This window comes from Duganella sp. AC917 (assembly GCF_979258245.1).
In genome coordinates this window covers 580,272-595,681 of record NZ_OZ409848.1, presented here as the reverse complement: position 1 = coordinate 595,681, position 15,410 = coordinate 580,272, and the positions used below count along the sequence as shown (strand labels likewise).

At 62.6% G+C, this 15,410-nt stretch carries 10 protein-coding genes; 3 read left to right on the top strand and 7 right to left on the bottom strand.

Annotated elements, in window-relative coordinates; all coding sequences use genetic code 11:
• Positions 1–5 precede the first annotated feature (5 nt).
• The 7 genes from axe2C to ACZ0BA_RS02605 all read right to left on the bottom strand — a co-directional run bounded on the left by axe2C (position 6) and on the right by ACZ0BA_RS02605 (position 11,567).
• The gene (gene axe2C, locus ACZ0BA_RS02635; RefSeq protein ID WP_463449806.1) at positions 6–1,070 is read right to left on the bottom strand and encodes a bifunctional acetylxylan esterase/glucomannan deacetylase AxeC2; all 1,065 of its coding nucleotides are present in this window, start codon (positions 1,068–1,070) and stop codon (positions 6–8) included.
• A complete protein-coding gene (locus tag ACZ0BA_RS02630; RefSeq protein WP_463449805.1) occupies positions 1,070–1,816 on the bottom strand; it encodes a GDSL-type esterase/lipase family protein in 747 nt (248 codons plus the stop codon). Before ACZ0BA_RS02630 ends, axe2C begins: the two co-directional genes overlap by 1 nt.
• Positions 1,817–1,827: 11 nt before the next feature.
• Positions 1,828–5,340: a glycosyl hydrolase 2 galactose-binding domain-containing protein gene (locus ACZ0BA_RS02625; protein ID WP_463449804.1), complete on the bottom strand. Its 3,513-nt coding sequence runs from the start codon at positions 5,338–5,340 to the stop codon at positions 1,828–1,830.
• A 1-nt stretch (position 5,341) separates the two neighbouring features.
• Positions 5,342–6,556 carry a glycoside hydrolase family 27 protein gene (locus ACZ0BA_RS02620; protein WP_463449803.1) on the bottom strand — a complete coding sequence of 405 codons (1,215 nt, stop codon included), beginning with the start codon at positions 6,554–6,556 and terminating at the stop codon, positions 5,342–5,344.
• A gap of 10 nt (positions 6,557–6,566) precedes the next feature.
• Complete coding sequence (locus ACZ0BA_RS02615; protein WP_463449802.1) at positions 6,567–7,898, bottom strand: glycoside hydrolase 5 family protein; 1,332 nt, start codon at positions 7,896–7,898, stop codon at positions 6,567–6,569.
• A gap of 26 nt (positions 7,899–7,924) precedes the next feature.
• A complete protein-coding gene (locus ACZ0BA_RS02610) occupies positions 7,925–10,225 on the bottom strand; it encodes a glycoside hydrolase family 3 C-terminal domain-containing protein (protein ID WP_463449801.1) in 2,301 nt (766 codons plus the stop codon).
• A 73-nt stretch (positions 10,226–10,298) separates the two neighbouring features.
• Complete coding sequence (locus ACZ0BA_RS02605; protein ID WP_463449800.1) at positions 10,299–11,567, bottom strand: sugar MFS transporter; 1,269 nt, start codon at positions 11,565–11,567, stop codon at positions 10,299–10,301.
• A gap of 312 nt (positions 11,568–11,879) precedes the next feature.
• Here ACZ0BA_RS02605 and ACZ0BA_RS02600 point away from each other — a divergent pair, with 312 nt between their 5' ends.
• From ACZ0BA_RS02600 to ACZ0BA_RS02590, 3 genes are all read left to right on the top strand, one after another.
• Positions 11,880–12,944, top strand: a complete 1,065-nt coding sequence (locus ACZ0BA_RS02600; RefSeq protein WP_463449799.1) for a LacI family DNA-binding transcriptional regulator — start codon at positions 11,880–11,882, stop codon at positions 12,942–12,944.
• 180 nt (positions 12,945–13,124) lie between these two features.
• Positions 13,125–14,333 (top strand): AGE family epimerase/isomerase, encoded by a 1,209-nt coding sequence (locus tag ACZ0BA_RS02595; RefSeq protein ID WP_463449798.1) that lies wholly within the window; start codon positions 13,125–13,127, stop codon positions 14,331–14,333.
• A gap of 2 nt (positions 14,334–14,335) precedes the next feature.
• Positions 14,336–15,268: a carbohydrate kinase family protein gene (locus ACZ0BA_RS02590; RefSeq protein WP_463449797.1), complete on the top strand. Its 933-nt coding sequence runs from the start codon at positions 14,336–14,338 to the stop codon at positions 15,266–15,268.
• Positions 15,269–15,410 lie beyond the last annotated feature (142 nt).

The window sequence follows — 15,410 nt, the reverse complement described above, 5'->3', positions numbered from 1 at the left end:
TTAGCTTACCAACCCATGATGGCGCGAACCTGGGGCAGCAAATCGTTGGCGATATTAACGGTTTGCTCCCTGGTCGGATGGCCGTCATCCGCATCGCCGGAATACGGTTTCGATGCGATGGCATGCACGCGCTTGTCCCCTACCCGCTTGACCGTCTCGGCGATATAGTCGATCAGCGCCACCCTCTTCTCGCCGGTCATCAAGCCGCCCTCGGTCAACACGACATGCGCCTGCGGATGATCCTTCAACAGCGTCCGCACGAAGCGCACATAGGTTCCCACGTACTGCTCGCGATCCGGAATCCCGGGATTGAAATCGTTGTTACCGATCGCACTGAGGATCACGTCGGGCCGATAATCGCGCTGGTCCCATGGAACCGGATTTTTCTGGTCAGGGATCGCCAACTGATAATAGTCGGGCAGATTCAATTCGTTGGTCTTGTTATCCCACGTGCGTATCAAGCCTCGGCCGCCGTAGCAGACTAGCTGCACCTGCGCGTGCAAATCGCGCGCCATCAGCATGCCGTACGACGAGCGTGCATTCCACCAGGACGGATCCTTCTTCGCCCCGGCGACACGGTCGATCGCCTCGCCGCAGGTGACGGAATCGCCCAGCATCAGCATTTTCCGCTGCGGCAGAATGGGCGCCGCATTCCATCGGCCGTCGGTGTCGAAGCGCAGCAGCGCGGCGGTGCCATGCCAGGTCTCGGAACGGTTGACGATTTCCACCGAGTGCTTGCCGGCGGAAGCGCCGTCGACCAGGGTCACCGTCTGCCTGCCGGACGCCAGCCGCACTTTGCGGGCGACGCCGTCGACGATCACGTCCAGGTAGCTGTTCCCGCCGCTGGCCTCCGCCTCGACGCTGAGGCGCTTGCCCTCGAAGTTGAGATAAAAACTAACACCCGGATAGCCGAACCGCACCACGCCGTCAGCGTTGGTAGCGGTTCGGCCCATCCGGGCGATGTGGGGATCGGCGGCCGTCATCGACGCCGCCGCGACCAGCGGGGCCTGGCCCCAAAGCGCGGCAAGCAATGCCGCGCAGCCGGTAATACGGCGTTGTGCGCCGTTCATTACTTCATCAACTTCTGTATGTCGGGCAGCATCGCGTCGGACCAGATCTGATAGCCCTTGGCCGTCGGATGCAGGAAGTCGGCCATCACCTCCGACGACATGTCGCCGTTCGACAGCAGGAAGCGCGCGCCATAGTCCTTGAAGATGATGGTCTCGCCATTACCCAGCGTCGCGATCTTGCGGTTCAGCTCAATGATCTGCTGCCGTTTCGGGCTCTGCGCCGATTGCTCGTAAGGCAGCACGGCATTGAGCAGTATTTTCGCATTCGGGTACAGCGCGCGCAGCTTGCGCACCACCGCCTGCACGCCGTCGAACACCTCGGCCGGACCGGCGCCGCAGTGGAAGAAGTTGTTCACGCCGATCGTCAGCACGACCAGCTTCGGATGCAGTTTGTCGGCATGGCCGTGGTCGAGCCGCCAGAGCACGTTACCGGTGTGGTCGCCCCCGATACCGAAGTTGGCAGCCTTCCATGCGCCGAAGGACTTGTCCCATATCTGCTGGTTCCAGCCTTCGGTGATGGAGTCGCCGACGAACAGCAGGTCGACGTTGCCGGCGTCGGCAACCGCGATGTCCTCGTTGAACATCTGGTTCCAGCGCTCGATCGACATCCACGGATATTCGATTTTGCGCGGCGCCGGCGTGGTGCTGCAGGCGGCCGGGTTCAGGGCCTCGTCGGCCTGGCTTGGGGCGCTGGCCAGTGCCAGCAACCCGGCGGCGACCATCGCGGAGATCAACGACTTCTTCATCTTGAATCCTTTCATTGGGCGCCTACCTGCAGCGATTGCGGCGCGACGTTCCAGCCGCGCAGGTCCAGTCGCACGGCGCCCTGGCTCTTGAACGTGACGGTCACGGTGCGGCTCTCGCCCGGCATCAGCGCTACATAATTATCCGAAAAATACACCGGCAGTATCCTTTCGCCGTCCGCATTGAACAGGGTCAGTTTGCCGCTCAGGGCAGGCACTTCGCCGCCGTTGCGCATTGTAACCTCCAACTGCCGTTCGCCCGGCACGGCCGCATTGGTCCAGCGCGTGGCCAGCTCCAGCGGCACCGTCGCCAGTTCGTTCAAGCCCTGTTGACCCTCCAGCGTGCTGCTCGGCCAGTAGGCGTTTTGCGACAGCAGTTGGCCATTGGCGTCCTTGAGCGCCAGTTTCAGCACGATCAGCTTGTGCTGTGCCAGCAAAGCGGAAATGCCGGCATCGATAGGCTCGGATGTACTGACCGGTGGGACCGTGACCGGCTTGTCGCCGCCGGCCACCAGCTTGCCCTTGACGTCATATGCCGCGTACGACAGCGTGGCGCCGTTCAGCGCTGCGGCCGGGTTGTTGATCACCATGAGCTGATAGTCGGGCAGGTTCATTTGCACGTGCACCGGCTCCGCCGCGCTCTTCACGCCGTAAAAGGCGCCGTGCGTGTCGTAATCGTGGCTGAGGATCTGCCACATCGTGCTCGGCCAGGCCGGCTGCGTCATCCACAGCATGCGTCCACTATTCTGGCGCCACAGGCCCGCATTCATGCCTTCGAAGATTGCGCGATGGCTCTCGTAGTTCAGCAACTGCGCCTTGCGTTCGAAGTCCGCCAGCGAATCGGGCGCGCCGTAGCCGTCCGCCATCGCCGCTTTGAAGGTCTTGACACTGCCGTTGCCGTCCGGGTGCCAGTCGTGGTAGGTGACGGTATCGCTCAGCGGCCACTGGTCGGTCGACGGCACCGCCGCCTTGATCGCCTCCAGCGTCGGGAACGACGGCGTGCCCACTTCAACCGAGAAGCCTTTGGCGTGTTCGGTGAAGTAGCTCGCCGGCGTCCGATAGTTATACGGACCGCTGTCCTGCAGATTGACGCGGTTCGAGCTGCCGCTATACCAGCGCGTGCCGTCCAGCTGATAAATCATCGCTTCCAACGCCTCGTTGAGCACCGGCTGCGGCACGCCCTCGTTACGGCCGAACCACATCACCACCGACGGATGGTTGCGATAGCGCTTGACGACATCGCGCGCATTTTCCATGAACAGATTGACGTCTTGCGGCTCCAGGTTGTAGTCCTGGGTCGAGGCCCAGAAATCGTTCAACACCATCAAGCCATATTCATCGGCCAGCTCGAAGAAACTCTCCTCGGTATTTTGCCCCACCCAGTTGCGGATGATGTTGACATTGGCGTCCCGGTGCAGGCGGAAGTAAGGCTCCAGCCGTTCACGGTCGACGCGTTTGCGCCAGTCTTCCGTGCCCCAGTTGCCGCCGCGCGCCGCGATGCGCACGCCATTGACCTTGATGACGAGGAAGGGGCTGAGCGTGGTCTCCTCCAGCGGACGAATGGCGGACGTGCCTTCCGCTTCCGGCCGCAGGCCCGTGGCCCAGTTTTTATCGGAGAGCTTTTTAATCGACTGGTGGCGCCCGTCGGTGATGCGCACGCCCAGTTCACGGCCCTTGGTGAAGTCGGCTTCGACGCGGCGCAGATGGCCGCTCTGGTCCACCAGCGACAGTTCGTACGTCACCGCCCGCACGCCGAAACGGGTGCTGGCCTGGTCGGACAGCTGCGTGCCCTGCACCGCCTCCAGTTTGAGATCGTGCAGATCCGGCGCGCCATAGCCGTTGGGCCACCACAGCTTGGGGTTTTTCAGCTTGAGCGCGGCGAAATCGGCCGGCGTGAAACGCACGCTATGCTCGCCCGGCGCCAGACTCACGGTCTTGCTGACCTGAACCGGCTTCATGTCGGCGCCCCGGCGCGAGATGGTCGCGCGCACGGTGACCCGCTGCGTCGATTTGGACAGGTTAGAGACCGGCACCTCGATGCTGACGTCGGCCGCGCTGTTGTCGGCCTTCGGCAGTGCGGTGATCACCTGGGCGTCGCCCAGCTTGAAGTCGCGCGTGGTGTGCAGCACCACTTCCTGCCACAAGCCGGTATTGCGGTCGCGTACCGAAGGAATCCAGTCCCAGCCCTCGGAAGCGATAAAGGTCGGCCCGTCCTGCGCCAGCGTGCCGCCGTTTTCACCGGCGCCCGCCGTGATCGACTCCTCCTGCGGCAAGCCCGGATGCGGCGGCGGCGAGACCTTCACGGCGATGACGTTCTCGCCCTTGAGCTTCAGGTACGGGCTGATGTCGAAGGTGCCGCGCACGAAGGCGCCCTTCATGCCACCCAGTTTGCGGCCATTGATCCAGACTTCCGCCTCGTAGTTGACACCCTTGAAGGTGACGAACAAGCGCTGCCCCTGTTTGAAGGAGGCAGGCGGCTGGAACAAGGTGCGATACCAGTAATCCTGTTTGTTCAGCGACTCCGGAATGGCCATGTTATTCAGGCCGAAGTCGGGATCCGGATAAACGCCGCGGTCGACCAGTGTGGTCAGCACCGTGCCGGGCGTGGTGGTTTGATACCACCCTGCGGTGTCGAAACCGGCCGACGAAATCTGCTGCGGCTTGGCGCTGACTTCCGGCGCCGCCTGCAGCTTCCACGATTTAATCGTCCACAGATTGACGTCCTTCTGCACCAGCGCCGGGCCGCCGTAGGCCGGCTTGGCTTTCGGCTCCTGGAACGGCGAACCGGATTTTGGCAAGGTCCATGGATCCTGCGGCGTCACTTGGCCGTACATCTGGCGAACCTGGATCGGCCACGATGGGCTGCCTGATTCAAAATTGATCAGCGCATCGTTCGGCTGCGCGGCCGCCATCGTGCGCACCGCGCCGTCGTCGAGCGCCGTATTGGTGACTGTGAAACCGGCGATGCGGCCGGCGTAGCCCGTCGCTGCCTTGCTGCGCGGGCCCAGCGAAATCCGCGCGCCGAAGTCGTCGACCGGCGCACCCTGCGCGGGGTCCTTGACCGGAACCGGCTTGACCGCCTCGGCTTTGAGGACCGCGTCTTGGCGAGCGACGACAGTGCCGTTGGCGTACAGGGTGATTTGCTTGCCGTCGTAGCTGACCGCCAGGTGCACCCAGGCGTCCGGCGCAAGCTTCATCGGCGACACCACTTCCACGCCGTAGCCGCAGAAACCAAAGGCGCCGTCGACACTGCACACGAACCAGCCGATTCCCGCCTGCGCGCCGGCCACGCCGGCGATCAAGGTGCGGCCGGGCGCCGGCTCGGATGGTTTGAACCAGCCGCTCAAACCGAAAGGCTGCACCCTTCCCGCCACTGCCGACGCAAAGATATCGGCTTGTTTGATTTTCTTCAGCAGACCATCGCTGGCAGCCGGAAATTCGGCGTTATAGGGTCCCCACTGGTCGCCGGCATGGGCGCCGGACCACATCATCGCGGCCAACGCCGCCACAGTCATCTTATGTTTCATTTCAGCTCCGGGCCTTCAAGCGCAAAACGATCGCGCCATGCGGCGGGAGTTTGCTGTCCAGTTTTTTGCTGGTGTCACCGGTCTTGCCGGTCCAGGCATCGGTCCAGTTGAACACCGTTTTGGTGGTATCGAGTACGCGTTTGTTCGCATCGTCGTTGATACGGGAAGTGGACCACTGATAAGTGACCGGCTTGACCTCGTCGCTACGGTTCAAGATCATCACGGCCCATTCGTCGTTGGCCAGCGGCTTGGCCCAATATTCCAACTGGCCTGACTGCATGAAGCGCCATGCCTGGATGCCAAGCTTGTCCTGGTTAATCGAGATCACCGCCTTGTTGGTCAGGATACGCTTGGTGGCCTCCGACATCTTGCGCACGTCGTTGCCCAGGATGAGCGGCGACGCCAGCATCGACCAAGCGGCGAAGTGCGTGCGATCCTCGTCCTCGGTAAAGCCACGACCCACTTCCAGCATGTCCATGTCGTTCCAGTGACCTGGACCGGCGTGCACGCGCAGGCCGGCCTGCTTGTCGAGGATCTGCAGCACGCCGAAGCGTGAATACGAGGCCTCGCTGAATTCGCAATCGAAGCACATGTGAATGTCGCCGGTGGTGCGCCACGAGTGGCCGACGTCCTTGGCCCAATCCCACGGCTTGGTGTCGCCCCATTCACAAATACTGAACAACATCGGCCGGCCGGCGGCGCGGATGGCGTCGCGCATGGTGGTGTAGGCGCCCACCGACGACAGGCCCTTGCTGTCGCACCAGTCGTACTTGATGTAGTCGATGCCCCAGGATGCATAGGTGCGCGCATCCTGATATTCGTAGCCACGGCTGCCCGGACGCCCGCCGCAGGTGGTGGCGCCAACGTCCGAATAGATGCCGATCTTGAGTCCCTTGCTGTGGACGTAATCCGCCAGCGCCTTCATGCCCGACGGGAAGCGCTCCTTGTCCGGATGGATAACGCCTGTCTCGTCGCGTTTGCCGTGCCAGCAGTCGTCGATGTTGACATACTGGTAGCCGGCGTCTTTCAAGCCGCTTTTGACCATCGCATCGGCGGTGTCTTTAATCAGCTGCTCGTTGATGTCGCAGGCGAAGGTGTTCCAGCTGTTCCAACCCATCTGCGGCGTGTCGGCCAGCCCGTCGAATTTCTGGGCGTGGGCGTTGAAACCGAAAGCGCAGGCGGATGCGGCCACCATGCTTAACACGGTACGTTTCATGTTTGGCCCCTTAGCGCTTGATGGTATTGAGTTTGTCGGCGTATTCCTTGATCAGCTTGAGCGAGCTGGTATCCGAATCAAACACCGAATAGAGGCCCTGCTCTTCCTGCGGCGGATCGCCGACGAAGTCGTTACCCGGCTTCCACCAGTAGTCCGCATTGGCCGCGCGCCCGGCGCCGCCCCACGCCCAGAAATTGAAGCCGGCGATAGGATCGCCCTTCTTGGCGCCGGCGTAGACGAAGTCAAACACTTCGCGGTAGAAGCGGTCGCGGATCTTGGTGGTGGCCTTGATGCTGAACGAGGCGCCATCGCGATCGAGGCCGAATTCCTCCAGCACGATGGGCTTGTCGAGCTTTTTGGCCAATTCCACGTGCGAGGCCAGATAATTGCGGCTCTTTTCGATGGCGCCGTCCCACGAACCGGTTGGGTCCTTGGAATCGAACCAGCCCCAGTTCTTCGGCCACAGGTGGTAAGTCAGGTAGTCGATATTCTTGGTGCGGTGCGAATCGAGGAACAGCTGCGCGTCCTGCGCGGAGCCGGCCAGGCCCTCGCTGCCGCTGCTGACCATGTGGTTCTTGTCCAGGCTATGGATGTAGCCTGCGGTTTCGTCGATCCACTTGATGTAGGCCTTTTTCTCTTCCGGCGTGGCGTTGCCGTTGCCCGGACGCGGTTCGTTGGCCAACTGCCAGGACATCAGGATCGGGTCTTCCGAGTACGGCTTGCCGGTGATGGTGTTGACGCGCTTGACGATCTTCTGGATCACGTTGCGGTACTCTTTTTGCGCGGCGGCGTTGACATAGAAGCGCGCGTTCTTCTTCATGTAGTCGTCGTAATCCTTGGTCACGTTCGGGTCCAGCGCCGGCGTGCCTTCGAACCAGTTCAGATACTGCGTCATACCGCCCGACCACTGCCAGAAGTTGTTCAGGTAAAGCACCACGGTCATATCGCGCTTGGCCGCTTCGGCCATCAGGAAGTCCAGGCCGACCAACAGGTTCTCGTCGTACTCGCCCGGCTTGGCGGTGGTCGCCGGGCTGACGGCGCTTTTCATCTCGGTCTTCTCGGAGACGGCCAGCACACGCAGGTTGTTGATGCCGATCGCGCGCATGCTATCGAGTTCCTTCAACAGGCGGGCGCGCTCGCCCACGCCCTTGGGCGCACCGAGGTAGCCGCCGTACCAGAAATTGGCGCCGACGATGTAATAGGCCTGGCCTTTGCGCGCGAAGTGGGTCTTCTTGGCGGTGACGAAATCGCCTTTGCTGACGGTGGCGCCATCGGCGGCGGAAACGATACCGCAAGCACTGATCATCAACGCGGTGGCGCAGAATTTGTAGAGTTGTTTCATGTCTCGTTCTTTCTTTTTATGGATGGTTACTTGGTTGGCTTGCCTGCGACGTTCAGGGTCTGCTTCGGTAGCTGCACGGTGATGCTGGCGGCTTTGCTATCGTTGGCATTGCCGGCGTCATGCGCCAGCAATACCTTGTAGCCGCCGCCGGCGACACGCCAGGTCTTCGATTTGCTGTCGTACATGGCCAGCAGGCGCGGATCGACCGTCACGCTGACGTCCTTGCTCTCGCCAGGCGCCAGTTCGACCTTGTCCCAGCCGGCCAGGCGCTTCGGCGCTTCCCACTTGGCGCCAACGGGGGCGACGTACACCTGCGGCACGTCCTTGCCCTTGACGGCGCCGGTGTTGGTGACCTTGAAGCTCAATTGCAGCTTGCCGTTCTTCTGGCTGGCGGCAAGGCCGGAGTACGAGAACTGCGTATACGACAAGCCGTGCCCGAACGGGAACAGCGGCTTCAGGCCCTTGGCATCGAACCATTTGTAGCCGACCGCCGCGCCTTCGTGATAGTTGACGGTGAAGCGCTCGCGGTCTTTCTTCGGATCGCCGTCGAGTTTAGGACGCGGCAGCTGGCTTTCGGAGACCGGGAAGGTGGTCGGCAGGTGACCCGACGGATTGACCTCGCCAAACAGCACACGGGCGATCGCCTCGCCGCCACCGCTGCCGGCATACCACGCCTGCACTACGGCCGCGCTTTGGTCGACCCACGGCATCAGCACCGGACCGGAGGTCTCCAGCACCACCACGGTTTTCGGGTTGGCCTTGGCGACGGCGGCGATCAGCGCATCCTGGTTGTCCGGCAGCGACAGCGAGACGGCGTCCAGCGACTCGCCAACCCACTGCTCCGCGAAGACGATGACGACATCGGCGTCCGCCGCTTCCTTTGCTGCGGCGGCGGCGTCCTTGCCGTCGTTGTAGACGACCTTGGCGCCGCCGGCGCGTGTCTTGATCGCCTTCAGCGGCGACGACGGGTGGTAGACCACCGGACCAGGCCAGATGGTCGGCTCGATGCCCGGAACCGGATTGCCGCCGATCGGATACACCAGCGACGAGCCGCCGCCGGCGAGAACGCCGACATCCGAATGCGCGCCGATGACGACGATTTTCTTCGCGCCGGCCTTGAGCGGCAGCACGCTGTTGGTGTTCTTCAGCAGGACGATGCCCTCTTCGGCGTCGGCCTGGCTCACCAGCTTGTGCGCCTCGTAGTCGATGGCGCCGCCCTCCTTGACCGGATTATCGACCACACCCTTGTCGAACATCGCCCACAGAACGCGGTAAGCCATGTTGTCCAGGCGCGCCTGCGGCACGTGGCCGTTTTCGACCGCCTCCTCCAGTGCGCCGCCGAAGTACGCCGACTTGTCGAACTCCCAGCCGGAATGCTGATCCAGGCCGGCGTTGGCCGCTTCCACGGTGCTGTGGACAGCGCCCCAGTCGGACATCACATAGCCCTTGAAGCCCCAGTCCTTCTTCAACACCTGGTTGAGCAGGTAGTCGTTCTCGCAGGCGTAGACGCCGTTCAGGCGATTGTAGGAGCACATGACCGAACCGGGATCGCCCTGCTCGAGCAGGAACTGGAACGCCAGCAGGTCGGACATGCGGTTGCTGGTGTCGTCGAGGCGCGCGTCGAGCACGAAGCGGCCGGTCTCCTGGTCGTTGACGGCGAAGTGCTTCATCGTCGCGATCACGTTGTTGGACTGGATGCCCTTGACCTGCTGCGCCACCATGGTGCCGGCTAACAGCGGATCTTCGCCGGCGTACTCGAAGTTACGGCCGTTGCGCGGTTCGCGCAGCAGATTGACACCGCCTGCCAGCATGACGTTGAAGCCTGAGGCGCGCGCCTCACGGCCGATCATGGCGCCGCCCTGGTAAGCCAGGTCGCGGTTCCAGGTGGCGGTGGTGGCCAGGCCCGAAGGCAGCGAGGTGCGCTCGCGCGGATTCTTGCTCAACTGCGTGGCCACACCCAGGCCGGCATCGGTCTCGAACAAGGCAGGCAGACCCAGACGCGGCACGCCTGGGATGTAGCCGGCCGAGAAAGGCAGCGCGGCCGGATGTTTTTTGGTTTTATTCGGGACGAAGTCGGCGCCGAAATAGCCCAGCACCCAGTTCAGTTTTTCCTGTTGTGTCATCGCCTCCAGCGCCAGCTTGGCGCGTTTGTCGGCGCTCAGCGATTTGTCCAGCCAGGGCTTGGACGCGGGTTCGGCCGGCCCTGCGGCGGCTTCGGCGGCGTATGACGGCAGCGCGGTCGCCACGGTGACGATGGTCGCGGCGGCAAGCGTTGCCGCCACCGCCAGCGCGATGGCCAGCGGACGCAGATTCAATTCGGAATTCATAGCTGTCTCTCTTTATTATGGCGGGACGATTTCAAAGGTCGAAAATCAAAAGTCGAAAATCAAAAGTAGAAAGTCAAAGGTCGGAGTACATGCCGGCATATTTCAGGCCGTAGTACAGGATAAAGGTATAGCAGGCGGCGGGCACGAAGAACGACAGCTGCAGGCCGATCGTGTCGGCCAGCAGGCCTTGTGCGAACGGCACCAGCGCACCGCCGACGATGGCCATGCACAGGATGCCCGAACCCTGGCTGGTCAGGGGACCGAGCTTGTAGAGCGCCATGCTGAAGATGGTCGGGAACATGATGGAGTTGAACAGGCCGACCGCGATGACTGCCCACATGGCGACCTGGCCGTGCGAGAAGATCGCCGTCAGCAGCAGCGCGATGGACGCGGCCGCATTGAAAGCCAGCGCCTTGCCCGGGCTGACATAGCGCATCACGCCGAAGCCGATGAAGCGACCGATCATGGCGCCGAGCCAGTAGAAGCTGACGTAGTTGGCGGCGGCGCCATGCGACATGCCGGCGATATTCGACTCGCCCAGGAAGTTGATCAGGAAGCTGCCGATGCTGACCTCTCCGCCCACGTACAGGAAGATGCCGATGGCGCCCAGCACCAGGTGGCGGTGCGAAGTGACTTTTTTGTCCAGCGTGTAGGCGCCGGCCTCTTCGGCATCGTCGATTTTCGGCAGGCGCACCAGCGCGAACAGGATGGCGATGGCCAGCAGCGTGGCGGCCAGCACCAGATAAGGTCCCTGCACGGTGGCCGCTTCCTCGGCCTTGGTCTTGACCAGGTTGGCGACGGCGGGCACGCCTTCGGACAGGATCAGGAACCCGCCCAGCGCCGGAGCGATCGCCGTGCCGAGCGAATTAAACGCCTGCGTCAGCGTCAGCCGGCTCGATGCGGTGGCCGGCGCGCCCAGCGCCGCGACGTAGGGATTGGCGGAGACCTGCAGGATGGTGATGCCGCCGGCGAGGACGAACAAGGCCAGGAGGAACAGCGCGTAGCCGCCCATCGAGGCCGGATAGAACATGGCGCAGCCGGTGGCGGCGACCACCAGTCCCGCAACCGCGCCGCGCTGGTAGCCCAGACGCTTGATCAGCATACCGGCGGGGAGCGAAACGATGAAGTAGGCGCCGAAGAAGCAGAACTGCACCAGCATCGCCTGCACATACGTCAGGGTATAGATCGATTTAAGGTGGGGAATCAGGACATCGTTCAGCGACGTTATCAACCCCCACATGAAAAACAGCAGCGTGATGATCATCATCGGGAAGGTGTTGCTGCCGCCGCCCTGTTGCGCAGGGTTGTGGGTGTTCAAAGTTGCGGGTGCAACGTGCGCCATCAGCTGTCTCCTCTTGGATGGTTTTTATATTAATGAAAAGATTCTGCATCGGCAACGCCCAAGGGTCAAACGGCACGCGAATTTGGGGTGCAGTTTAGCCGCCTTCACTAAACACGCGGCCCCAGACAATACGGCGTGTTGCGGTGCAGCGTAGCGCTAAAAGTAACGTGTTTAGTAAATTGCGCTAAACTTTTCCTGAAAGTCGATGTGTCGTTTGACCATGACTGGACGATTATGCAAGACTGTATTCACACCAGAAACCTGCCGTCGGCACCGCCGCGAGCCGGTTCATCGAAAGATTTGGAGACTGAGATGGGCGATTCCACAAATAGCGCTGCGACCACGGGAGTAACGATTCGGGATATCGCACGCGTGGCTGGCGTATCGGCGGGGACCATTTCGCGCGCGCTGAAAAACGAACCCGGACTGACCGAGGCGACACGCCAGATGGTGCTGGAAGCAGCGCGCGAACTCGGTTACGACTTTTGCAAACTGCGTCCGAAACGGCTGCGCCGCCTGACCTTCCTGCTGCACCGCCAGCACAACACCGCCTCGAGCAGCCCTTTCTACTCGCCGGTGCTGCACGGCGCCGAGGAGGCCTGCCGCAAGCAGGGTATCGTGCTGTCGTTCATGGCGGTCGGCCCGGCCGATGGCCTGATCGACCAGATACGTATGCATGCGCCGGACGGTATCGTCTGCGCCGGCTTTTTTGAGCCGGAGACGCTGAGCGCCCTGCGTTCGACCGGCAAGCAGCTGGTGCTGATCGATATGAAGCTGCGCGGTTACAGCTCGGTCAATCCGGACAATATGATGGGCGGCTACCTGGCAACCAAGCACCTGATCGACACCGGCCGCACGCGGGTTGGATTCATTTCCGGTCCGCTGTCGCATTACAGCATTCGCGAACGGGCGCGCGGCTATCGCCAGGCGCTGTTCGAAGAAGGCATCCTGGCCGACCCGCGAATGGAGGCGGGCCTGCCCGATGGCGTCGATCTGGAAACCGGCGCATGGGAGGCGATGGAGCAGTTGCTGGCCCTGCCCCATCCGCCGGACGCCGTATTTTGTTACAACGACAGCGCCGCGCTGGTGGCGATGCGCTGCTGCCTGGCCAAGGGATTGAAGGTCCCGCACGACATCGCGATCGTCGGCTTCGACGACATTTCGACCGCCGTGCTGGGACACCGGCCGCTGACGACACTGCGGATCGATAAGAAGGCGCTGGGCGCGCTGGGCGTGGAAATGCTTTTAAACGGTCCGCACAACGAACCGGTGGAGAAAATCGCGCCGGTGGAACTGGTGGTCAGGGCCAGCACGGTGTTCGACGGCTGGCGGGTGCAGAAGCCGCAGGTCAAAGGAGGCGGCGTGGCGGCAGCCTGAACGCCGGCGGATTGCACAAGAATTCCTAAACAATGTAGCGCAGCATTCGGATCTGGCGTTCGGCCTTGCCGCAACGCGGGACAGGTGTGCGCCCGATGAACCACGACCTTGACCAACCTCGGGATGCGATAAAAAGCGCCCGTTTATTAACCAACAACGCAACCAACCACGGACCCAAAGATGGTACCAGATTTTCACTCCCGCGCGACGCTGCTGAACCACATCCGCCATACCCGCCAATTCTACGATAGCCGTTGCGTGGACCCGAGCGGCGGCTTCTATCACTTCTACAAGGACGACGGCACGGTCTACGACAGCCGTACGCGCCATCTCGTCAGCAGCACGCGCTTCATCTTCACGCACGCGATGGCATGGCGCCAGTTCGGCGAAGCGGCCGACCAGCAGCGCCTGCGCCACGGCCTGGCGTTCCTGCGCAGCGCCCACCGCAACCCGGAAACCGGCGGCTACGCATGGCAGCTGGACTGGAACAAAGGCGAAGGCCGCGTCACCGACGGCACCAATCACTGTTACGGCCTGGCCTTCGTGCTGCTCGCCTACAGCCACGCGCTGATGGCCGGCGAGAACGACGCCCGCGCATGGATAGACGAGACCTTCGCGTTGATGGAAAGGCGCTTCTGGGACGCCAAACATGGTCTGTACGCCGACGAGGCAAGCGCCGACTGGTCGACGCTGGACGCCTATCGCGGCCAGAACGCCAACATGCACGCCTGCGAAGCGCTGATCGCCGCCTTCGAAGCGACCGGAGAACGCGCCTTCCTGCTGCGCGCCGAAACGCTGGCGCGCAACATCACGCAACGCCAGGCCGCGCTGGCCGGTAATCTGATTTGGGAGCACTATCACGCCGACTGGTCGGTCGACACCGAATACAACCGCCACGACAAGAGCAATATCTTCCGTCCGTGGGGCTACCAGCCGGGCCACCTGACCGAATGGGCCAAGCTGCTGCTGCTGCTGGAGCGCCACGGCGACCAGCTCGAAGGCGGCGAGGACTGGCTGCTGCCGCGCGCGGTGCAGTTGTTTAACGCGGCGATGGACAAGGCCTGGGACGCGCAACACGGCGGCATCTACTACGGCTTCGGCCCGGACGACAGCATCTGCGACGATCTCAAATACTTCTGGGTGCAGGCCGAGAGCCTGGCCACCGCCGCCCTGCTGGGCGCGCGCACCGGCGAGGCAAGCTACTGGACCTGGTACGACAAAATCTGGGCCTATAGCTGGGAGCATTTCGTCGATCACCAACACGGCGCCTGGTATCGCATCCTCGGTGCCGACAACAGCAAGCTAACCGACGAGAAAAGCCCGGCAGGCAAAGTGGATTACCACACCATGGGCGCCTGCTACGAAGTGCTGAACGTGTTGAAAGACTAAAGATGGCGAACTATCCGTTATTTGTCTCGGCGGGCGAAGCGCTGACCGACATGATCGTGCAGGATGGCGATCAGCCCAATCCGCAGCACTGGTACAGCCAGGTCGGCGGCTCGACCTGGAACGTGGCGCGCACGATGGCCAAGCTGGAGGTGCCGACCGCGTTCGCCGGCGCCATCAGCGTCGACGTCTTCGGCGACGCGCTGCACAGCGCCAGCGAAGCGGCCAATCTCGATATGCGCTTCCTGCAGCGCTACGCGAAATCGCCGCTGCTGGCCATCGTGCACCGCACCGACCCGCCGGCCTATTTCTTCGTCGGCGACGACAGCGCCGACCTGCACTTCGACGCCGCCCTGCTGCCCGAGGGCTGGCGCGCGCACTGCAAATGGGTGCACTTCGGCGGCATCAGCCTGGCGCGCCAGCCGCTGGCCGGCAAGCTGGTGGCGCTGGCAGAGCAGCTCAAGCAGGACGGCGTGCGTATCAGCTTCGATCCGAACTACCGTCTGCTGATGGACGAGCGCTATGACGCCACCTTGCGCCGCATGACGGCGCTGGCCGACGTCGTCAAGGTGTCGGAAGAGGATCTGGCGGGCCTGTTCCGCACCGACGACATCGGGACCGCGTTCGCCACGCTGCGCAGCTGGAATCCGGCGGCGACCTATCTGTATACCAAAGGTGGCGACGGCGCCTCGCTGCACATCGGCGGTGACGAATGGACGCTGCCGGCGCCTAGCATCACCGTGGTCGATTCCGTCGGCGCCGGCGACGCCAGCATCGCCGCGCTGGCCTACAGCATGATGCACCACACCGATCGCGCGCCGCTGGAGCATCTGCGCTTCGCGGTGGCGGCCGGCGCGGCGGCTTGTCTCGCGCCCGGCGCATCGCCACCGTCGCTGGCGGCGATCCGGGCCTTGCTGCCATCGGCTGGTGATGCGTAAAGCAAACACACCTTAATCGATAGCAAAATAATCATACTTCATCAGAAACCGGATTAAACATTATTCTTTGAGCTATATCAAAGGTGTTGCACTGGCGTGTACGCAACAATTGATACATGTCATGGCAAACATAAATGTTTTT